This window comes from Massilimicrobiota sp. An80, from assembly GCF_002159255.1.
Lineage (GTDB): Bacteria > Bacillota_I > Bacilli_A > Erysipelotrichales > Coprobacillaceae > Allocoprobacillus > Allocoprobacillus merdigallinarum.
Map to the genome: position 1 here is coordinate 1 of NZ_NFHI01000021.1, position 22440 is coordinate 22440.

General features: G+C 31.5%; 22 protein-coding genes. All 22 read left to right on the top strand.

Going from position 1 to position 22440, the window contains the following annotated elements; translation table 11 throughout:
• Positions 1-125: 125 nt before the first annotated feature.
• The 22 genes from B5G32_RS07125 (at position 126) to nusA (ending at position 22437) form a co-directional block, all read left to right on the top strand.
• Positions 126-809, top strand: a complete 684-nt coding sequence (locus B5G32_RS07125) for a DMP19 family protein (RefSeq protein WP_087244081.1) — start codon at positions 126-128, stop codon at positions 807-809.
• Entirely contained in the window at positions 781-3402 is a 2622-nt protein-coding gene (locus B5G32_RS07130) for a valine--tRNA ligase (protein WP_087296613.1), read from the top strand. Before B5G32_RS07125 ends, B5G32_RS07130 begins: the two co-directional genes overlap by 29 nt.
• Before the next feature lie 102 nt (positions 3403-3504).
• A complete protein-coding gene (locus B5G32_RS13940) occupies positions 3505-3669 on the top strand; it encodes a hypothetical protein (RefSeq protein WP_164483487.1) in 165 nt (54 codons plus the stop codon).
• 68 nt (positions 3670-3737) lie between these two features.
• Positions 3738-4094: a hypothetical protein gene (locus B5G32_RS07135; protein WP_087936269.1), complete on the top strand. Its 357-nt coding sequence runs from the start codon at positions 3738-3740 to the stop codon at positions 4092-4094.
• Entirely contained in the window at positions 4091-4768 is a 678-nt protein-coding gene (gene radC, locus B5G32_RS07140) for a RadC family protein (protein WP_087936270.1), read from the top strand. Before B5G32_RS07135 ends, radC begins: the two co-directional genes overlap by 4 nt.
• Before the next feature lie 87 nt (positions 4769-4855).
• Positions 4856-5722 carry a rod shape-determining protein MreC gene (gene mreC / locus B5G32_RS07145; RefSeq protein WP_239386221.1) on the top strand — a complete coding sequence of 289 codons (867 nt, stop codon included), beginning with the start codon at positions 4856-4858 and terminating at the stop codon, positions 5720-5722.
• On the top strand, positions 5719-6240 hold the full coding sequence (locus tag B5G32_RS07150) for a rod shape-determining protein MreD (RefSeq protein WP_087244076.1): 522 nt from the start codon (positions 5719-5721) through the stop codon (positions 6238-6240). Before mreC ends, B5G32_RS07150 begins: the two co-directional genes overlap by 4 nt.
• Positions 6240-6830, top strand: a complete 591-nt coding sequence (locus tag B5G32_RS07155; RefSeq protein WP_087304209.1) for a hypothetical protein — start codon at positions 6240-6242, stop codon at positions 6828-6830. Before B5G32_RS07150 ends, B5G32_RS07155 begins: the two co-directional genes overlap by 1 nt.
• Complete coding sequence (minD, locus tag B5G32_RS07160) at positions 6799-7575, top strand: septum site-determining protein MinD (protein WP_087244074.1); 777 nt, start codon at positions 6799-6801, stop codon at positions 7573-7575. The genes B5G32_RS07155 and minD overlap by 32 nt, the downstream gene beginning before the upstream one ends.
• 44 nt (positions 7576-7619) lie before the next feature.
• Positions 7620-8207: a M23 family metallopeptidase gene (locus B5G32_RS07165; RefSeq protein ID WP_087936271.1), complete on the top strand. Its 588-nt coding sequence runs from the start codon at positions 7620-7622 to the stop codon at positions 8205-8207.
• A gap of 58 nt (positions 8208-8265) precedes the next feature.
• Positions 8266-8940, top strand: a complete 675-nt coding sequence (locus B5G32_RS07170; protein WP_239386222.1) for a site-2 protease family protein — start codon at positions 8266-8268, stop codon at positions 8938-8940.
• Between the two features lie 147 nt (positions 8941-9087).
• Positions 9088-9954 carry a 30S ribosomal protein S2 gene (rpsB, locus tag B5G32_RS07175; RefSeq protein ID WP_087244093.1) on the top strand — a complete coding sequence of 289 codons (867 nt, stop codon included), beginning with the start codon at positions 9088-9090 and terminating at the stop codon, positions 9952-9954.
• A 59-nt stretch (positions 9955-10013) separates the two neighbouring features.
• Positions 10014-10901 (top strand): translation elongation factor Ts, encoded by an 888-nt coding sequence (gene tsf, locus B5G32_RS07180; protein ID WP_087244071.1) that lies wholly within the window; start codon positions 10014-10016, stop codon positions 10899-10901.
• A gap of 62 nt (positions 10902-10963) precedes the next feature.
• Positions 10964-11692: a UMP kinase gene (gene pyrH, locus B5G32_RS07185; protein WP_087244070.1), complete on the top strand. Its 729-nt coding sequence runs from the start codon at positions 10964-10966 to the stop codon at positions 11690-11692.
• Positions 11686-12231: a ribosome recycling factor gene (gene frr / locus B5G32_RS07190; protein ID WP_087936273.1), complete on the top strand. Its 546-nt coding sequence runs from the start codon at positions 11686-11688 to the stop codon at positions 12229-12231. Before pyrH ends, frr begins: the two co-directional genes overlap by 7 nt.
• 112 nt (positions 12232-12343) lie before the next feature.
• Entirely contained in the window at positions 12344-13093 is a 750-nt protein-coding gene (locus B5G32_RS07195) for an isoprenyl transferase (protein ID WP_087296605.1), read from the top strand.
• Complete coding sequence (locus tag B5G32_RS07200) at positions 13090-13878, top strand: phosphatidate cytidylyltransferase (RefSeq protein ID WP_087296604.1); 789 nt, start codon at positions 13090-13092, stop codon at positions 13876-13878. Before B5G32_RS07195 ends, B5G32_RS07200 begins: the two co-directional genes overlap by 4 nt.
• 1 nt (position 13879) lies before the next feature.
• The gene (locus B5G32_RS07205) at positions 13880-15031 is read left to right on the top strand and encodes a 1-deoxy-D-xylulose-5-phosphate reductoisomerase (RefSeq protein ID WP_087936274.1); all 1152 of its coding nucleotides are present in this window, start codon (positions 13880-13882) and stop codon (positions 15029-15031) included.
• Positions 15032-16114, top strand: coding sequence for a M50 family metallopeptidase (locus B5G32_RS07210; protein ID WP_087936275.1), 1083 nt, complete (start codon positions 15032-15034; stop codon positions 16112-16114).
• A 40-nt stretch (positions 16115-16154) separates the two neighbouring features.
• Positions 16155-20477 (top strand): PolC-type DNA polymerase III, encoded by a 4323-nt coding sequence (locus B5G32_RS07215; RefSeq protein ID WP_087936276.1) that lies wholly within the window; start codon positions 16155-16157, stop codon positions 20475-20477.
• Between the two features lie 112 nt (positions 20478-20589).
• Entirely contained in the window at positions 20590-21051 is a 462-nt protein-coding gene (locus tag B5G32_RS07220; RefSeq protein ID WP_087244063.1) for a ribosome maturation factor RimP, read from the top strand.
• Between the two features lie 15 nt (positions 21052-21066).
• Entirely contained in the window at positions 21067-22437 is a 1371-nt protein-coding gene (nusA, locus tag B5G32_RS07225; protein ID WP_087936277.1) for a transcription termination factor NusA, read from the top strand.
• Positions 22438-22440: the final 3 nt, after the last annotated feature.

Sequence of the window (22440 nt, forward strand, 5' to 3'; positions counted from 1 at the left end):
CACATATTTCAATTTTACATATAAACCTAAACGTCATCAACTACGTATTAATAAAGTTGATAGAAAGGAGAAGGTATATTTTAATGACTGATAAATGAGTCAATTATAATATACCAGGAGAAGAAATGGCTAATTATATTGTCTGGGGATTATTTATTTTTGCACTTTGCTTTTTAGGTTTTTTCTTTAAAAAAAGAGTTAATGAAAATAGGGCACATCGTCAAAAAGCTGCGATGGAATATGAAGCTAAAAAAGAGAGATATTCATATTTAAGACCTGGAGTCTTAGAAACATGTCCAAGAGAAGATGTGACTGCGGCAGCATTGTTTCATTGTATGAGAAAAGAAAATGATGATTTTGATCATTATTTTGAAAAAATGAATGAAAGTGAGAGAACTGTTTATGGTATTTATATGATTACATCTTCTTTAGAAGGTCGTAATGCATCTTTACATAGTTTCTTTTTAAGTCCAGCGAGTCAACCATATGTACCAATGGTAGTTGATATTTTTGAAAGAGTTGGTGCACATGAAATTGCTGATTTAATGAAAGCAGCAAGACGTTTTGCAGAAATTATTGAGAATGATGAAGAAGATGATGAAGATGATCCAGAAATGGGAGATTATTCAAGATATAATTTTTCAGATTTTACAAATGAATTTGTGACACTTGTCAGTACCACAAACCTAGGAGAAAAGTTAACACAATATGTTTTAGATCATAAAGAAGATTTTTATGATACAGATATTCCTGACGAAGATAAAGAGGGAGATGAAATCGATGAAAAAAGAATTAGCGACGAAATATAATCATAAAAGTGTAGAAGAAGGAAAATACAAAACGTGGTTAGATCATCACTATTTTGAAGCGGGAGATACTTCTAAGAAACCATATAGTATTGTTATTCCACCACCTAATGTAACGGGGAAACTTCATTTAGGTCATGCTTGGGATACAACTTTACAAGATATGATTATTCGTTATAAAAGAATGCAAGGTTATGATGCATTATGGTTGCCTGGTATGGATCATGCGGGTATTGCAACACAAGCAAAAGTAGAAGCACGTTTAAGAGAAGAAGGTGTTTCTCGTTATGATTTGGGCAGAGAAAAATTCTTAGAAAAAGCTTGGTCATGGAAAGAAGAATATGCTTCTATTATTCGTAGCCAATGGGAAAAATTAGGATTATCATTAGATTATACAAAAGAACGTTTTACTTTGGATGAAGGATTAAGCGAAGCGGTTAAAACTGTTTTTGTAACGCTATATGAAAAAGGTTATATTTATCAGGGAGAACGTATTATTAACTGGGATCCAGTTCAACGTACAGCTTTATCAAATATTGAAGTTATCCATAAAGAAATTGAAGGACATATGTATTATTTCAATTATGAAGTTGTTGAAACAGGTGAAAAATTGATTATTGCGACAACACGTCCTGAAACAATGTTTGCCGATCAAGCGATTTTTGTTCATCCAGATGATGAAAGATATCAGCATTTGGTTGGCAAACATGCAATTAATCCTGCGAATGGTGAATCTTTACCAATTATGGCAGACAGCTACATTGACATGAGTTTTGGAACAGCTGTTATGAAATGTACACCAGCTCATGATCCTAATGACTTTGCTTTAGCAAAAAAATATCATTTAGCGATGCCAAAATGTATGAATGATGATGGTACAATGAATGAATTATGTGGTCAATATCAAGGAATGGATCGTTTTGAATGCCGTGAAGCTTTAGTCAAAGATTTTGAAGCAAGAGGTGTTGTTGATCATATTGAAAAACATATGCATCAGGTTGGACATTCTGAACGTAGTCATGCTATTGTTGAGCCATACTTATCAAAACAATGGTTTGTCAAGATGAAACCACTTGCTAATGCGGCATTAGAGAATCAATTAAAAGATTCTAAGGTTTCTTTTGTGCCACCTCGTTTTGAAAAAACATTTAAACAATGGATGGAAAATATTGAAGATTGGTGTATTTCACGTCAATTATGGTGGGGACATCAGATTCCTGCATGGTATCATAAAGAAACAGGAGAAATCTATGTGGGTAAAAATCCACCTGCAGATATTGAAAACTGGAAACAGGATGAAGATGTTCTTGATACATGGTTTTCAAGTGCTTTATGGCCATTTTCAACAATGGGTTGGCCAAATAAAGAGAGTGAACTCTATCAACGTTATTTCCCAACTGACACATTAGTCACAGGTTATGACATTATCTTTTTCTGGGTATCTCGTATGATTTTCCAATCATTAGAATTTACTGGCCAAAGACCATTTAAAAATGTTCTGATTCATGGTTTGATTCGTGATGAGCAAGGAAGAAAGATGTCTAAATCTTTAGGTAATGGTGTTGATCCTATGGATGTTATTGACCAATATGGTGCTGATACATTAAGATTCTTTTTAACAACAAATTCTGCACCTGGTATGGATTTAAGATATATTCCTGAAAAATTAGATGCTGCATGGAATTTTATTAATAAAATATGGAATTCTGCTAGATTTGTTTTAATGAATATTGATGAAAATATGTCATATCAGGATTTATCATTTGATCATTTAAATTTAGCTGATCAATGGATTCTCAATCGTTTAAATGAAGTGATTGCTTCTGTTGATGAAAATATGGATAAATTTGAATTTGTTAATGTAGGTAGTGAACTTTATAATTTTATTTGGGATGATTTCTGTTCATGGTATATTGAATTGTCTAAGGTTCATTTAAATAGTGATAATGACATTGAAAAGAAAGCAACACAAAATACATTGGTTTATGTATTGAATGCAATTGTAAGATTATTACATCCATTTATGCCTTTTGTGACAGAAGAAATTTATCAATCTATTCCACATATAGAAGAATCTATTTGTATTGCGAAATGGCCTACTATTAATGATAGATTCAATAATGAACAAATTCAGGATCAATTTGTTTACTTAATTGATATCATTAAAGGTATTAGAAATTTAAGAGCTCAATATGTCATTAAAAATGCTATTGAAATTGCATATTCTATTCAAACACAGGATACTCAGCTTGAAAGCTTACTTGAAAATCTTTCACCATATATTTATAAACTTTGTCATGCGCGTTGCTTTGGTTATAATGTTGAAACATCTTCAAATGTAGCAACAGAAATGATCAAAGGTGGTAATGCTTTGATTATTGAACTAGGTGATTATATTGATTTGGAAGCAGAAAAGAAAAAGATGGAAGATGAAATCAAAAAGCTAGAAAACGAAATTAAACGTTGTGAATCTATGCTTTCTAATCCAAACTTTGTTCAAAAAGCACCTGCTCAAAAAGTTGAACAGGAAAGAAAGAAATTAGCTGATTACCAATCAAAATATAATGCGATGAAAGATAAATTGAATATGATGTAAAGTGAAATTGAAAAATTTCACTTTTTTTCGTTTTTAAGAAGAAAAAATTGAAAAAAATGTATATATAATAATTAGGGGCTACTGATGAAAGGAAGGGTCAGCATGAAAGAATTAACCGTACAACAGCAATGTGAAATTCAAGGTGGAGGTTTAATTGCGACTGCATTACTCTATTTGATATTAGGTGCTGCAGCGTATAAAATTATTAAATCGAAGAAGGGAAGAATTTCAATTCCAAGACTCATCAGTATTGAATGGAGAGATTAGTAATATGAAAGGCAATTTGCCTTTCATATTTTTATATGTTATAGCATAGATTAGAAAGGGTGATTAAAATGAAGTTTGAATGGAAAGTTGTTATTTTTGCAATTGTTTGCTCTTTGGCTTTTATGTTTATTTTTACATATGGATGCTCTCTAGGACAAAAGACACTTTATGCATATCAGGTTGGTATTTATAAGGAAGCAAGTAATAAAGATGAAAAATTAGCTGAATTGAAAGAAATGGGAATCGAAGGATATACCTATACAAAAAATGACCAATATTATGTATTATCAATGATTAGTGAAAAAAAAGAAGATATAGAAAAACATGCTACACAGGTAAAAGGAATCATGAAAACTTATATTGTGCCAACATCTACCACAAATGAAATGTTATTGGTTTCTTTATCGAAAGGTGATGATCTATGATTAAGACATTACCATTAGAAGAAAATCCACGTGAAAAAGCATTAACATATGGTATTGAAACATTGAATAATGTAGAATTGTTGGCACTGATATTAAGAACTGGGCATAAAAATGAATCGGTGATTCAATTGTCACAACGTCTATTAACGGAAATTGGAGGTTTTGCAAATCTATCGACGGTTACTTATGCAGATTTGATTGCTTTGAAGGGAATTAAGCAAGCAAAAGCAATTGAAATATTGAGTATTATAGAAATTGCTAAAAGATTAAAAGATGTTTCATCAATAGAGAAGCCATTACTCAATCCTTATGATATTTTTGGAAGAGTACATAACCAGTTGATGTTTTTAAAGCAAGAACATTTCCTGTTGCTCTGTTTAGATAATAAAAATAAAGTCATCAAAGAAAAAACCATTTTTATTGGCTCATTAAATATGAGTGTTGTCACGCCTAGAGAAGTCTTTAAAGAAGCTATCGCTATAAGCAGTGCAAAAATTGTTTTAATACACAACCATCCAAGTGGAGATGCATTGCCTAGTGAAGAAGACTTGCTTATGACAGAACAGTTTCAAAAATTAGGACAAATGATGTCAATTGAAGTCATAGATCATATTGTGATTGGATGGAATCAATTTTATAGTATTATGGCAAAACAATTGTTTTTTTATGAATAAAGATGTGAAAATATAGGAATTTGATAAATTGTTTTTTACGAATTGCTTTTTTTATATTGAGATATTATAATGTATGAATGATAAGAGGTGGTATCTTTGTATAGAAAAGGTAATAAATGGACAAAACAAAAAAGAAGAATCGTTATTATAACAGTTGTACTGGTTTCATTTTCAGTATTAACACTTGTAACCAGTCGTTCTGCTTCAAGTATAGAAATTATTTTTAAAGATACAATTGCAAATTTAGAATATTATATTATTAAAGCGCCTATTCAATATGTAACAGGATTATTTGAAGAATATAATGATTTAAAAGATGTTTATGAAGAAAATGCAAAGCTCAAGGAACAATTAGACAATTTGGCTCGTGAGAGTGCAATGAATGAAGTTTTAACAAATGAATTAAATGATTTAAAAGAAATTATGGATATTGATCATCTACCTACTGAATATCAGGTAAAATATACAAATGTGATTGCTAGAGATGCTCAAAACTGGAATAATCAGGTCACTATTAATTTAGGGAAAATTTCTGGTGTACAGGAAGGTATGGCAGTAGTCAATGCTCAGGGAATGATTGGGACAATTACAAGTGTTAGTGAAATTTCTTCAACAGTCACTTTATTATCAAGTGAAACATCCAAGTCACAATTGCCAGTTATGATTTTAAGTGGTGATGAGGAATACTATGGATTATTAAATCGTTATAATATTAATACACATAAATATTCTATTACTTTGCTAAGTGATGTTGAAACAATTGAAAAAGATGCTAAGGTTGTAACAAGTGGTCTAGGTGGAAAAGGAAAGAGTCCAAAAGGTATTTTAGTTGGAACAGTAGAAAATTATGCAACTGGTGATGATGCAACTGAGTCTGTTTGTGATGTCACACCTAGTGTGGATTTTGACGCTCTTAATGATGTTGCTGTTGTTCAAAGGGTGAATGAAGAATGAGAAAACGTGTCCAAGATAGCTATCTAGTCAAATGTTTTTTAGTCGTTTTTTTATGTTTTGTAGTCGATAGTACAATTCATTATTTCTTGCCCTATAATTTCACTAAAACCGGAATAACCATCACACCTTACTTAGGTTTAATGATGTTTGCTTTATTAGTGAGGACAATAGACGGTGCAGAACGTTATTTCTTTGCAACCATATGTGGTCTTTATTATTCTGTTGTCTATGCAAATTCTTTAGCCATATATATTCTTATTTATTGTTTAATCGCCTTTGTTCGTTCATATTTGTTTAAATTAGACACATTAAATATTGTTGAATCTACAATTTTTTGTGTTTTGACAATATTCGCCCAGGAATGTATTGTATATTGGTTGATGTGGATTACCAATATGACAAGATATCCAATGGTTTCATTTGTAGTTATGCAATTATTACCAACACTACTTTTGAATGCTGTTTTATCAGTTATCATTTATTGGATCTACAATAAAGTGAAAATTGAGGTGAAATAATGAATATTGAAGTCAAAGGAATTAATGGAATACTGGTTATGAAAGTCAATGAGAATTGTACATTTCAGCAGTTTTTAGATGATTTGAATCAGCTTTTGGAGCAACCCCTATTTCAACAGGAGGGGTACTATCCAAGAGCTTTTTTTGATTTTGGCTGTCGAGTTTTAGCAATTGATGAAGTTCATTCTTTGATGGATTTACTGATGCAAAAAGAAAAGGTTTTATTTGATGGTATGACATATCATCAACAACCTCATCAGGTCCATATCAGAAAAGAACAACTTCACAATGGTGAAGAAATTATCATTGATCATGAAACATTATTTTTAGGAATCGTCAATCCAGGAAGTTATGTTTATTGTTATCAAAATGTTTATTTTCTTAATACAGTCAAAGGAACTATTGTCGCAATGAATGAAGATGTACGTATATTTGGACATGATTTTCAAAATGCTCAAATTATAATTAATCAACAGACATTACATGATTTGACAACTTCTGCACTCACAAGCGTTTATTATAAAGATAACCAGATTATTTTGACGAAGGAGGAAAATTATGTGTCGAACTATAGTCATTACGTCGGGTAAAGGTGGTGTTGGAAAAAGTAGTATGACCATTAATTTGGGTTATGCATTAGCTAATATGAATAAAAAAGTATGTTTAATAGATGCGGATTTTGGTTTGAAAAACTTAGATGTCATGTTAGGATTAGAAAATAGAGTGATTTTTGATTTGAAAGATGTTATTTCAAATAAATGTTCTTTACAACAGATTTTAGTTAAAGATAAACGTATGCAATCTTTATATTTATTGCCTGCGTGCAAATCACTTTCTTTTGAAAATTTAAATTTAGATTATATGATCAATATGGTAGAACAGTTAAAACAGGAATTTGATTATATATTGATTGATAGTCCTGCTGGTATTGAAAAAGGGTTTCAATATGCCAGTAGTTTGTCAAAAGAAGCTATTATCGTTGTCAATCTAGATACTGTTTCTTTACGTGATGCTGATCGTGTTGTAGGCTTATTGTTGAAACAGGGTGTTGATCAATTACATATGCTTGTTAATAAATATAATGAATCAGATGTTTTGAAAGGGCGTTGTCCTTCACTTAAAGAAGCCTACGATATTTTATCAATCCCATTGATTGGAATTGTTTATGAAGAACATGATATGATTGAGGCTAACAATAAAGGCATGCCTATTTATATGAATAAAAAAGAAAATATTTATCGATGTTTTGATCGTATTGTCAAACGATTAGAGGGGCAGGAGATTCCTTTTCAAAAAAATAAAAGAAAACCTCTACTGGAACGTCTTTTTAGATAATATTTTTTTGTTTTCTTTCATAAGTTAAAATGAGGTGAAAACTTGTGAATGATATTGATGAAATTAGAAGGAGAATGGAGAAGAGAAGGGCGCATCGTCATCCTGTCTTAACCGATCGTCATTTTTCTAAAATTTATAATGGTATGATTAAAGCAATGGTTGCTTTACTTGTGGGAATTGCTATTTGTGCATATGTTAAGGTTAGTCCTAATGGAGATTATATTAAAGATTACGTATTAAATGATTTGCAGTTTTCAAAAGTCACATCATGGATTAACCAGCATTTTTTGTCTTTTCAAGGACAAGAGGAAACTGCAACTGTTTCATCAAAGATGAATTATACACATATCAAAGATAATTATTATACGAATCAATCTAACGAAGTATTGAATTTTGGCAAGGGACGTGTCATCTATGTGGGAGAACAGAATTTATTAGGAAAATATGTAACGATTCTTTTAGAAAATAACATAGAAGTGACATTTGGAAATATGCAGGATGTTTTTGTAAGTATGTATGACCAGGTTGAAGAATCAACTATATTGGGAACATATGAAGATCAGGTTATGATTGTTTTTACTCAAGGTGAACAGGAAATTGATTATTCAACATTTGAAGAGCTTATATCATAAACTTTCTATCCACCCAATTACGCTTGTTTATTTTCTTTTTTCATGGCTGGGAGGATATTTGAAATGGTATCTTTCAACTTTATTGATTGTTTGTTTACATGAAATATGCCATCTCTTGATGGCATATTATTTTCATTTTCAAATTAAAAAGATAGAATTGCTTCCATTTGGAGCTTATTTGTATTTAAAAGATTTTTATTTTCAATCTATCTGGAAAGAAATGTGTGTTGTTTTAGCTGGACCATGTAGTCATTTGTTTATTTATGCAGGAATTCAAATGTTAAGTCATGGTGTTTATCAGGACTTTTTATTAACAATGAATATGTTTGTTTTGTGTTTTAATCTTTTACCTATCTATCCTTTGGATGGTGGTAGATTTCTAAGCTTACTTTTACAAAGTATTATGGATCTAAAAAAGTCTTTATTTTTGACTTTAAAAATATCTATTTTTGTATATTGTTTGCTTTTCTTGTTTTATTTGCAAATGAATACTGTTGTCATTTTATGCTATCTTTTTTATCAGCTATGTTGTTTTTATAGGTTTATTTTTATTTATTTAAGGACATATTATGGAAGGATACCGTCTTTTTCTAATCAACGACCACCTCTTGTTCATGATCGTATAATATATCGAAGAGGTTATCATAATTATTATGTTATTGATCAAAAAATGAGAGATGAAAAAGAAATGATACCAGAGCTTTTAAAAAGTATAAAAAAAAGAAAAATATAGGAAATTATCTTGTTTTTTTGGACGTGTTATGGTATTATACAACGGGTATTGAAAATACACACATTGTGAATTCATAAATCGAGTGCCTGTTCATGGTGGTTTATGTTAGAAACAATGGAGGAAAAAAACGAAAGGGAGGAAGTTACAATGGCAGTAATTTCAATGAAAAAATTATTAGAAGTTGGTGTTCATTTTGGACATCAAACAAAAAGATGGAATCCAAAAATGGCTCCATACATTTTCACAGCTAGAAACGGTATTTATATCATTGATTTAAAGAAATCATCTGATAAAATTGATGAAGCTTATGCAGCTTTAATGGATATCGTTGCTAAAGGTGGAAAAGTTTTATTTGTAGGAACTAAAAAACAAGCTCAAGAAGCTGTTCAAACTGAAGCTGAAAGATCTGGAAGTTTCTATGTGAATTCTCGTTGGTTAGGTGGAACATTAACTAACTTCAAAACTATCCAAAAGAGAATTAGAAGATTAAAAGAATTAGAAAAAATGGAAGAAGATGGAACTTTAGAATTATTCACTAAAAAAGAAGCAGTTCTTCTTATGAAAGAAAAAGCTAAGTTAGAAAAGAACTTAGGTGGTATTAAAGAAATGAGAAGATTACCAAATGCTTTATTTGTAGTAGATCCTAAAGTTGAACATAACGCAGTTGCAGAAGCAAGAATCTTAGGTATCCCTGTATTTGGTATCGTTGATACAAACTGTGATCCTGATGAAGTGGATTATGTAATCCCTGCTAATGATGATGCTATTAGAGCTGTTAAATTAATTGTAGCTGCTATGGCAGATGCAGTATGTGAAGCAAAAGGTGAACCAGTAACAGTTGCCTATGTAAAAGATGAAGATGATAAAGAAGTATCAATGAATGATGCTGTTGCTTCTGTAGAAGAAAACAAACAAAAAGGACCTAGATACAAAAATGCTGGACGTCCTAAAAATAACAAACCTGCTGAAGTAAGCAAACCAGCTGAAGTTAAAGAAGAAAAAACTGAAGCATAGTTAATAAGAGGGGAAGCTTATGCTTTCCTTTTTTTATAAAAAAGATGGAGGAGAAAAAAATGGCTATTAGTGCAAAATTAGTAAAAGAATTACGTGAAAAAACTGGTGCTGGAATGATGGATTGTAAAAAAGCACTTGAAGCTTGTAATGGTGATTTAGAAGCTTCTTTTGACTGGTTAAGAGAAAAAGGAATTGCTAAAGCTGCAAAAAAAGCAGATCGTATTGCTGCTGAAGGTTTAACTGCTTTTGTTGTTGATGGAAATGCTGCAGCAATCGTTGAAGTTAACTCTGAAACAGACTTCGTTGCTAAAAATGCTGAATTCCAGGAATTAGTAGCTTTAACAGCAAAAACAATTGTAAATGCAAAACCTCAAGATGTAGAAGCTGCTTTACAATTAGATGTTGAAGGTAAAGATTTAGGAACTGTTATTGCTGAAAAAAGTGGTAAAATTGGTGAAAAATTAAGTTTAAGAAGATTTACTGTAATGACTAAAAATGATGATGAAATCTTCGGTGCATATTCTCATATGGGTGGAAAAATGTGTGCTTTAGTTAAAGCTTCTGGTATTGATGAAGTGAAAGCTAAAGATGTTGCGATGCAAGTTGCTGCAATTGCTCCACAATATATTGATAGAACAGCTATTCCAGCTGAAATTTTAGAACATGAAAGAACTGTTTTAAAAGCTCAAGCTATGGAAGAAAATGCTAAGAGTGCAAAACCAAAACCAGAAAATATTATTGAAAAAATGATTGAAGGACGTTTAAACAAAAACTTAAAAGAAATGTGCTTAGTTGATCAAGCATTCATTAAAGATTCTGATCAAACAGTAGCTCAATACTTAGGTAATGGTAAAGTTTTAGAAATGGTACGTTTTGAAGTTGGTGAAGGAATGGAAAAACGTGAAGAAAACTTTGCTGAAGAAGTTGCTGCTCAAATGAGAGGATAATTATATAAATAGAAAGGACACACTTTTTGTGCCCTTTTCTTGTAAAATGGAGGAGAGATCATATGAAGTACAAAAGAGTTTTATTAAAGCTAAGTGGTGAAGCGTTAGCTGGTGAACAGGGATTTGGAATTAATCCAGTTGTTGTTGCAGATGTTGCAAGACAAATTAAAGATGCTAAAGATTTAGGTGTAGAAATTGCTATTGTTTGTGGTGGTGGAAACATTTGGCGTGGTAAAACTGGTAGTGATATGGGTATGGAAAGAGCCGCTGCTGACTATATGGGAATGTTAGCAACTGTGATGAATGGTATGGCTTTACAAAATGCATTAGAAGCTATTGGTTTGGATACACGTTTATTATCAGCTATTGATATGAAAGAAGTGGCAGAACCTTATATTAGAAGAAGAGCGGTACGTCATTTAGAAAAAAATCGTATTGTTATTTTTGGAGCAGGAACTGGTAGTCCATTCTTTACAACTGATACAACTGCTGCTTTGCGTGCTGCTGAAATGAATGCTGATGTTATTTTAATGGCTAAAAATGGTGTTGATGGTGTTTATTCAGCTGATCCTAAAATCGACCCACAAGCTAAAAAATATGATCATATAACATATTTAGATGTATTAAATGAAGATTTACATATTATGGACCAAACAGCAATTACATTATGTAAAGACAATGGTATCGATCTTTGTGTATTTAATATGCAAGAAGATGGTAATATTGCACGTGCATGTAATGGTGAATCAATTGGTACAATTATTTCAAAAGGAGGGAAAGAAACATGCTAGATTTAATTTTAGAAGAAACTAAAGAAAAAATGGAGAAATCTATTGAAGCTTTTAAACACGAACTTTCATCAGTAAGAACTGGTCGTGCCAATCCAACTATGCTTGATAGAGTAAAAGTGAATTACTGGGGTGAGATGACACCTTTAAATCAAACTGCTGGTATTTCAGTTGTAGAAGGACGTCAACTTGTTGTTAAACCATATGATAAAAATATTTTAAAAGATATTGAACATGCTATTTATGAAGCTAATTTAGGATTAACACCACAAAATGATGGTGAAATTATTCGTATCAATGTCCCAGCATTAACTGAAGAAACAAGAAGAGAATACGTAAAACAAGCGAAAAAATATGCTGAAGATGCAAAAGTGGCTTTACGTAACATTCGTAGAAATGCTAATGATGATGTTGAAAAAGCTGATTTATCTGAAGATGAAGTTAAATCAGGTAAAGAGAAAGTTCAAAAATTAACTGATCAATATGTTAAAATGATTGATCAATTAACAAAAGAAAAAGAAAATGATTTAATGACAGTTTAGTTTTTTAGACTCCTGCTTAAAAGTAGGAGTTTTTTTGTAGAATATTTTAAGATAAGAGTTCGCATGTTGAATCCTTTTATGTTATAATACAAAAAGATTATGAGGTGACGATATGTTTTTTAAGAAAAAAAGAAAAATAGATTATGATTTAGATATGACCAATATTCCTAAACATATTGCTTTTATTATGGATGGTAATGGTCGCTGGGCAAAAAAAAGAAAAATGCCACGTACATATGGACATCATGAAGGTACAAAAACAATTCGTACTTTAGCCTTAGAAGCAAACCGTCTTGGTGTAAAGGCTATGACTGTTTATGCTTTTTCTACTGAAAATTTTAAAAGAGATGCCAGTGAAGTCGAATATATTTTTAAATTACCTAAAGAATTTTTTAATCTTTATTTGAAGGAATTAATGGATAATGATGTTCAAATTCGTTATATTGGTCATTTAGAAATGGCTCCAATAGAAACACAGAAAATCATTAAAGATGCAATTGCACAAACAGCACAAAATCATGGGTTGATTTTGACATTTGCTTTTATTTATGGTGGCCGTGATGAAATTATTGAAGCAACAAAAGATATTTGCGAACAATATAAAAATGGTCATATTACTTTAGAAGATATTACAGAAGACTATTTTGAAAGACATCTTATGACAAAAGATCTTCCACCTGTTGATTTAATGGTGAGAAGTAGTGGCGAATGTCGTTTATCAAATTTTTTACTTTGGCAATTAGCTTATGCTGAATTTGTTTTTGATGAGACATTATGGCCTGATTTTGATGAAGAGAGATTGCATCATGCTATTGCGATATATCAAGGTAGAGAAAGAAGATTTGGAGGTGTTTTAAAATGAAAACACGTATTATCACAGCTATCGTTCTTCTTATTGTTATTTTGCCATGTGTGATATGGGGAGGTTTACCATTTAAGGCATTAATAGGTATTGTTGCAGGAATTGCTGTTTTTGAAATGCTTTCTATCTGCAATCGTCCTAAAGCTCATATTTATTTATATCCAATCGTAGCTATCTTTGTATTTTATTCTTTATATTTTGAAAAATCATTACTGATTTCAAGTGAAATTATTATTTTATATATGATTATTTTAATGGCATGTAGTATGTTTGATGAAGGTATGAACTTTTTAAGATTGTGTTATTATTTTACATCAGGTGTTTTAATTGCTATGGGATTACATATGCTTTATCAACTACGTTTAACATATGGATTAGAATATATTTTGATTCTTGCTTTGGCTACTTTTGGTACAGATACAGGAGCTTATTTTACAGGGATGTGTTTTGGAAAGCATAAATTAAATCCTCGTCTTTCACCTAAAAAAACGATTGAAGGTTCGATTGGTGGAATCTTTTTAGGAACTGTTCTTTCTGCTGGATACGGTGCATATATTCAAATAGATATGCCCATAATCTGGTTGATTATTATGTGTTTCATATTAACAATGACAAGTCAAATTGGTGATTTAACTTTTAGTAGTATGAAAAGAACTTTTGAAGTCAAAGATTTTTCTCAGATTTTACCTGGTCATGGTGGGATTTTAGATCGTTTTGATTCAATTCTTTTTAATGCAATGGTTTTTGGTATTTTGATTCATTTTATAACAATGGTGGTGGCTTAATATGAAGAAAATTTGTGTTTTAGGAGTAACCGGTTCAATTGGACAACAAACTGTTGATGTTGTGAAACATCATCGTGATGAGTTTGAAATTGTAGCCATGAGTGCTGGTCGAAATATTGATTTATTAGAACAGACAATGACAGTTATTCATGCTAAGTATATTTGTGTTCAAAATGAAGAAGATATGCTTTATCTTCAAAGAAAATACAAAGATGTTCATTTTTATTGTGGTCAGGAAGGTTTGGTAAGTATTGCGACTTTAAGTGAAATTGATATTGTTTTAAATGCAATTGTTGGTTTTGCTGGCTTGCTTCCTACGATGAATGCTATTAAAGCTCATAAAGATATTGCTTTGGCTAATAAAGAAACACTTGTTGTTGCTGGACATTTGATTATTCCTCTGATAAAAGAATATGGGGTACAGTTATTACCTGTAGATAGTGAACACTCTGCTATTTTTCAATGTATCAATGGTGAATATCATGGAGAAATTAATAAAATTATTTTAACAGCAAGTGGTGGAAGTTTTCGTGATAAAACAAGATCTGAACTTTCACATGTCAGTGTTGAAGATGCACTTAAGCATCCAAACTGGTCTATGGGTGCAAAGATTACCATTGATAGTGCGACTTTATTTAATAAAGGTCTTGAAGTCATGGAAGCCAAATGGCTTTTTGATGTTGATTATGACGATATAGAAGTTCTTATTCATCCAGAAAGTATTATACATTCCATGGTTGAATATAAGGATACTGCTGTTATTGCACAGCTTGGAACACCGGACATGCGTTTACCTATTCAATATGCTTTAACTTATCCGCATCGTTTCCCATTAATGGGTGGCAAACGTTTATCATTAAGTGAAGTGGGAACTTTGCATTTTGAAAAACCTGATTTTCATCGTTTTCATGCATTAGCTTTGGCTTATGAAGCAGGGCGAAGAGGAGGTTCAATGCCATGTGTTTTAAATGGTGCAAATGAACAGGCAAATACTTTATTTTTAAAGAAAAAAATTGAATTTTTAGATATTGAAAAATATGTTGAAGAAGCTATGCGTGCGCATCATTGGATTGATCATCCAACTTTAGAACAACTCATTGAAATTGATCAATGGGCAAGAAATTTTGTAAAAGAAAGAGTAGGAGAAATATAGATGCAGACAATCATTACTATCATAGTATTTTTATTGATATTAGGTTCAATCATTATTATTCATGAATTTGGACATTTCATTGCTGCTAAAATTTTTGGTGTCTATTGTTCACACTTTTCAATAGGATTTGGTCCTAAATTATGGTCTAAAAAAGGTAAGGAAACGGAATATGAAATTCGTGCTTTGCCTTTTGGGGGCTTTGTTTCTATGGCTGGTGAAGAACAGAGTGATGAAGAAGAACTCAAAGATATTCCTCTTGAAAGAACTTTAAAAGGAATTAAAACATATCAGAAAGTGATTATCTTTTTGGCTGGAGTCTTTATGAATTTTGTATTGGCAGTTGTTGTCACATTTGGTGTTAATGCATTGAGTGGTCAGTTACCTGTTCAAACAGCTCAAGTTGGTCAAATTATAGAAAATTCTCCTGCTCAACAGGCAGGATTAGAAACGGGAGATACTATTCAAGAATTAACGATTAATGAAACAGGACAAGTTATTTTAGTATCAAATTTTGGGGATATTCAACTGACTCAAAAAAATCTTCAAACAACCGCATCTACAATCCATGTTCAAATTAAAGTGGATCGTGATGGGCAGACAAAAAATTTACAGGCAACTTTAAAATATGATCAGTCATCACAAGCTTATAAATTAGGAATTTATCAGGCAACACGTTCTATGAATATAGCTGAAGCGATTCAATATACGTTTATTTCTATTGGTGAAATGAGTGTTGCGATTTTTGTGGCTCTTGGTCAATTGATTACTCGTTTTAGTGAAACAGTTACACAGCTTTCTGGGCCTGTTGGGATTTATCAGGTCACTTCGCAGGTCACACAAACTGGGCAGATTACTTACATTTTAAATTTATTGGCTTTGCTTTCAGTCAATGTAGGTATCTTTAACTTATTGCCAATTCCTGGTTTGGATGGATGTCAGGTTATTTTTGCATTAATTGAAAAGGTTATTGGAAGAGAATTGCCTGAAAAAATCAAGATTGCTTTGCAGCTTTGTGGATTAGGATTGGTTATGTTATTAATGATTTTTGTCACATATCAAGATGTTTTAAGAATATTTCAATAAAAGGGATTTTTATCCCTTTTTGCTATAGGAGGTTTATTGGATGGATAAAATGCTTATATTATTACAGCAGCTTCATCTTGAAAACGAAGTTTCTGCTTTGAAACATGCTTATATTGAGCGTGTGATTGTACATAAAGATAACTCTTATACATTTTATATTGGTGCATCACATATTGTGCCATTAACAGAAATCAGATTATTATTCGCAGCTAAAAAAGAATTTCCTTATCCATGTGAATTTCTTTTTGATTGGGCATCTTCATATACTTCTCAAGACGTTAAAGAATATGCTCTATTTATTTTTGATGGATTAAAACATCGTTTTCCACAAATTGATTTTATTAAAGAAGATTTATTATCTTTTGAAAATAATACTCTTGAAATTGAGGTTATTAATGATATTCAACTCAATCAGCTAGAGAAATTATATAAAATTTTTGATAAGTATTTTAATAAATTTGGAATGCAAATTGGTTTTCATGCTTTTATTGATCAAAATAATCAAACATATCAATCCATCCAAGAGGAAATGGATGCTTTAAATGAAGTTCAAGTTGATATGAAAACATTTGATCAGGTTAGTGAAGCTCCAAAAAAAGAAAATAAACCAAAGTATCAAGGATATAAAAAAGATTATTTTTCATTAACAATTGATGAAATTGATGACACGGTCAAAGAAGTGATGATTCAAGGCTATGTTTTTAAAGAAGAATCTAAGAAAGTCAAATCAGGAAAAACAATTCAATCATTATATGTGACTGATTATACCAACAGTATTGTTGTTAAACGTTTTGAAAATAAAGGTGGCAACAGTGTTGAAGAGATGAATAAAGTCAAAAAAGGTAATGTTTGGGTACGTGTAAAAGGAAATGTCGAATATGATACATATATGAAAGATACTGTTATTGTGGCTCGAGAAGTAGAAGTCATTCCTTCACCTAAAATACGTCAAGATCAGTCTGAAAAAAAACGTGTTGAATTACATGTGCATTCAAAGATGTCATCAATGGATGGAATAGGCAGTATTTCTGAGTATATCGAAAGAGCTGCTTATTGGGGACATCAGGCTATAGCTGTTACTGATCATGGAAATGTTCAATCATTTCCAGAGGCACAAACAGCAAGTCAGAAACATAAGATCAAAATGATTTATGGGGTCGAAATGTATATGATTGATCCAGAATTTACAGTTGTTTATAATGAAACAGACAAAACATTAAAAGATTTAACATTTGTATCTTTTGACCTTGAAACAACTGGATTATCTGTTGTGGATGATGATATTACTGAATTTGGTGCAGTTAAAATAAAAAATGGACAGGAAATTGATCGTATTCAAAGCCTTATTAAACCTCATAAACGTATCTCACAGAAGATTACCAATTTAACACATATTACAAATGAAGATGTTAAAAATGCACCTTCAATTGAAGAATTTATACCGAAAATTTTAGACTTCTTTGGTGATGATGTTATTGTGGCTCATAATGCAACTTTTGATGTTGGATTTTTAAATGAAATCTTAACACGATATGGATATCAGAAATTAAAGAATCCAGCTATTGACTCATTAACTTTAGCGTGGAAGCTTTTACCAGATTTGAAAGGATATCGTTTAGGTAATGTTGCCAGACATTATCGTATTCCTTATGATGGTGATGATGCCCATCGTGCTGATTATGATGCTGAAGTTTTAGCTGGTGTTTTTAATATGATGTTACATGATTTGATGCAACAAGGTTATTATAATGTATTGGATATGAATAAAATGGAATGTCCACAGGCATATAAGATTGTTCGTCCTAAACACATGTGTGTTCTTGCTAAAGATAAAACAGGTTTAAAAAATATGTTTAAACTTGTTTCTGAAGCGAATACAACTTATTTTGAAAAAACATCACGTATTCCACGAGAACGTTTAGAGTTTTATCGTGAAGGTTTATTATTTGGTAGTGGGTGCTATAACTCAGAAATTTTTGATCTTGCAATGACAAGAAGTCTTGATGAATTAAAAAAAGCGATGTCTTTTTATGATTATATTGAAATTCTTCCATTAGATATATGCCAATATTTTGTTGAAAGAGGCCGTGTTGATACGATGGAAGATCTCACTCGTATTTTGCGTCGTATTGTAGATACTGCAAAAGAAATGGGAAAATTGATTGTTGCGACTGGTGATGTTCATTATTTAGATCAAAAAGATAAAATTTTCCGAGATGTTTTTACATGCAATCCTAAGATTGGATTAGGTGGAGCTTTGCATCCATTGACAGATCGTAATAATCCTACAGCCTGGGTACCTGATGAGTATTTACGTACAACTCAGGAAATGATGGATAGTCTTTCTTATTTAAGTGAAGATGAAAAGTATGAATATGTTATTGAAAATACAAATAAGATTGCAGATATGATTGATGGTTCCTTCCATGTTGTTCATGATAAATTATTTACACCTCATATTGATAATGCTGATGAAAATTTACGTCAATTATGTTTTGATAATGCGCATAAACAATATGGAGAAGTCCTACCTGATATTGTTGAAAAGCGTTTAACAAAGGAATTAGATAATATCATTAAACATGGGTTTGGAGTTATCTATTATATTGCACATAAGCTTGTTAAAAAATCTAATGAAGCAGGCTATCTTGTAGGAAGTCGAGGATCAGTAGGGTCGTCATTTGTTGCAACAATGGCTAATATTTCAGAAGTTAATCCTTTACCTCCGCATTATTATTGCCCACATTGTCAATATAATGAGTTTTTACCCGAAGGGTATATTGCTAATGGTTATGATCTTCCTGATAAAAAATGTCCAAAATGTGGACATCCTTTAAAAGGTGATGGACATAACATTCCATTTGAAACATTCTTGGGATTTAATGCTGATAAAGTACCGGATATTGATTTGAACTTCTCAGGTGATTATCAGCCAACGGCTCATGCTTATACAAAAGAAATTTTTGGTGAAAGTCATGTCTATCGTGCCGGTACAATCTCAACTGTAGCTGAAAAAACAGCTTATGGTTATGCAAAAGGTTATGCAGAGTTAATGGGAAAAGAAAATACTATGCGTCAGGCTGAACTGGAAAGAATTGCTAAAGGATGTACGGGTGTAAAACGTACAACTGGTCAGCATCCAGGAGGAATCATTGTTATTCCTGAAAATATGGATGTCTTTGATTTTACACCATATCAATATCCTGCTGATGATTTATCTGCGGAATGGAAAACAACGCACTTTGACTTCCATGCCATTCATGATAATGTATTAAAATTTGATATTTTAGGACATGTTGATCCAACCGTTATTAGAATGCTGCAAGATTTAACTGGCGTTAATCCTAAGGATATTCCAACCAATGATCCAAAAGTCATGAGTTTATTTAATTCGACAGAAGCATTAGGCATTGATTTGAGTTATTTAAATTGTAAAACGGGAGCACTTGGATTGCCTGAGTTTGGTACTAAGTTTGTACGTGGGATGCTTGAACAGACGCATCCAACTTCATTTAGTGATTTGGTTATTTTATCAGGGCTATCTCATGGAACAGATGTTTACCTTGGAAACGCTGAAACACTGATTAGTTCAGGAACATGTACGCTAAAAGAAGTTATTGGGTGTCGTGATGATATTATGGTTTATTTGATTGAAAAAGGTCTACCTAATAAAGATGCTTTTGATATTATGGAATGCGTTCGTAAAGGAAAATCACCGGTTGTTTTTCCAGAGAAAAAATATGAAGAGCTAATGCGTCAGCATGATGTACCAACATGGTATATTGAATCATGTAAAAAAATCAAATACATGTTCCCTAAAGCTCATGCTGCTGCGTATGTTTTAAGTGCCGTACGTGTTGCTTGGTGGAAATTATATTATCCTAGAGAATATTATGCTGTCTATTTCACGACACGTTGTGATGCCTATGATATTGAAACGATGATTCAAGGAAAGGAAGCTGTCTATGCGAAATATCAGAGCATTTTAAATGATAAGCAAAACGGAGTCAAAATTTCAAATAAAGAAGAAGCTTTGATTTCTGTTTTTGAAATCGCCTTAGAAATGTTTGAAAGAGGAATGCATTTTAGTAATATTTCTTTGGAAAAATCTGATTCGCAGAACTTTATTATAGATCCAGATGATGACTCGGCATTATTACCACCATTTGTTTCTATTGACGGTTTAGGAACATCCGTTGGTGATAGTGTTGTTGAAGCACGACAGAAAAATAAATTCTTATCAAAAGAAGATGTCATGAAACGTACAAAATTAACAAATAATCAAATTGATTTTCTAACAAAACTGGGGGCATTTGAAAATATGTCTGAAGAGAATCAATTATCATTATTTGATTTCTCATAAAAATGGTGATGAAAGCATTGTTTTTTGTGATTGATTATGTTATATTATAAAAGTAATCAGTGATTTACGAGAGGGGAAACCCTCTCGTTTATATTTGTAAACGGAGGATTATATGCTAGAAAAAATCAAACAACTTATTCAACCTATATTAAATGATCATGATGTTTATTTAGATGACATTGAATATGTCAAAGAAAAAAATGAATGGTATTTAAGAATTTTTATTGAGAAAAATAATGGTCATCTTGATATGGATACATGTGTTGCAGTGAGTGAAGCTATTAGCGATATGTTAGATCAGGAAGATTTGATTGAAGATGAGTATTATTTAGAAGTATCTTCACCTGGTGCTGAAAAACCATTAAAAACACTTGAAAAAGTTCAACAATCTATTGGAGAGTATGTATATATCCAGTTTAAGAATCCAACTCAAGGCATGAATGAGGTTTATGGGACAATACTGAATGTTGAAGGTACTCAAATTGAGTTACAGTATATGGTAAAAAACATTAAGAAAAAATGCAATATTGATTATAATGATATTGCTTTTATAAGGTTAGCTGTTAAATTTTAAGGAGGATAATGTAAAATGGCTAGTAAAAAATTTATTCAGGCACTTGATTTATTAGAAAGTGAAAAAGGTATCAAAAAAGAAATTGTGCTTGATGCTTTAAAAGAAGCATTAGAAAAATCATATAAAAAGAACTATGGTGGTCCTGAGTCAATTATTCGTGTTGAAATTAATGAAATCAATGGAAAGATTCGTTTATATGAGATTAAACATGTTGTTGATGATGTCAATGATGAAGATTATGAACTGTCTTTAGAAGAAGCTCAAATGATTAATCCTAAGTATCAAATAGGTGATGATGTTGTCACTGAAGTTGATCCAGAAGTTTTTGGACGTTTGGCAGCTATTCAGACAAAACAGTTGTTGAAACAAAAAATTCGTGAAGCTGAAAAAGAAACATTATATAACGAATATATTGATAAAAAAGATGATATTATTAATGGAACTGTTGATCGCGTGGAAGAACGTTTTGCGATTATTAATATTGGTAGAACAGGTGCTTTATTACCATTAAATCAACAAATTCCAGGTGAAAAGATATATGAAGGGCAACGTATTAAAGTTTATGTGAGTGATGTTGAACGTAATACAAAAGGAACACATATTGGTGTTTCAAGAACAGAACCTGGATTAGTAAAAAGATTATTTGAAATGGAAGTTCCTGAAATTTATGATGGAACTGTTGAAATCAAATCTGTATCTCGTGAAGCTGGAGATCGTAGCAAGATTGCAGTTTATACAAGTCATGAAAATATTGATCCTATTGGAGCATGTGTTGGTCCAAAAGGAAGCCGTGTACGCAATGTTGTGAATGAATTAAATGGAGAAATGATTGATATTGTTGAATGGAGTGAAGATCCAGTTGTGTATATTTCACACGCCTTATCACCATCAGATGTTGTACATGTCGATATTGATGAAGAAAAACACAGTGCTTTAGTTATAGTTCCTGATAATCAGTTATCACTTGCTATTGGAAAAAGAGGTCAAAATGCACGTTTAGCAGTACGATTAACTGGATGGAAAATAGATATCAAGTCAGTTAGTGAAGCTGCAAATGAAGGTATTATATATGGTGAGGATGCTGAATTTGAAAAATCATTTGAAGCAGAAATGATAAAAGAAGACGAACCTGTTATTGAAGAATCATTTGAAGATAAATTATCTGAAACAGATGAAGAATTACAAGATAATTTCGAAGAAAATGATATAATAGAAGAAGATAGTGATATGTATCAAGAAGATCATGATGAATCAGAGAAATCAGAAGAATCAGAAGAATTCGATGATTATGATGACTATGATGAGTATGATGATTATGATTATGATCCAAAATATGATGAAGACATTGATTATGATGAATTTGACAAATATTATGATGAAAAATAGGGG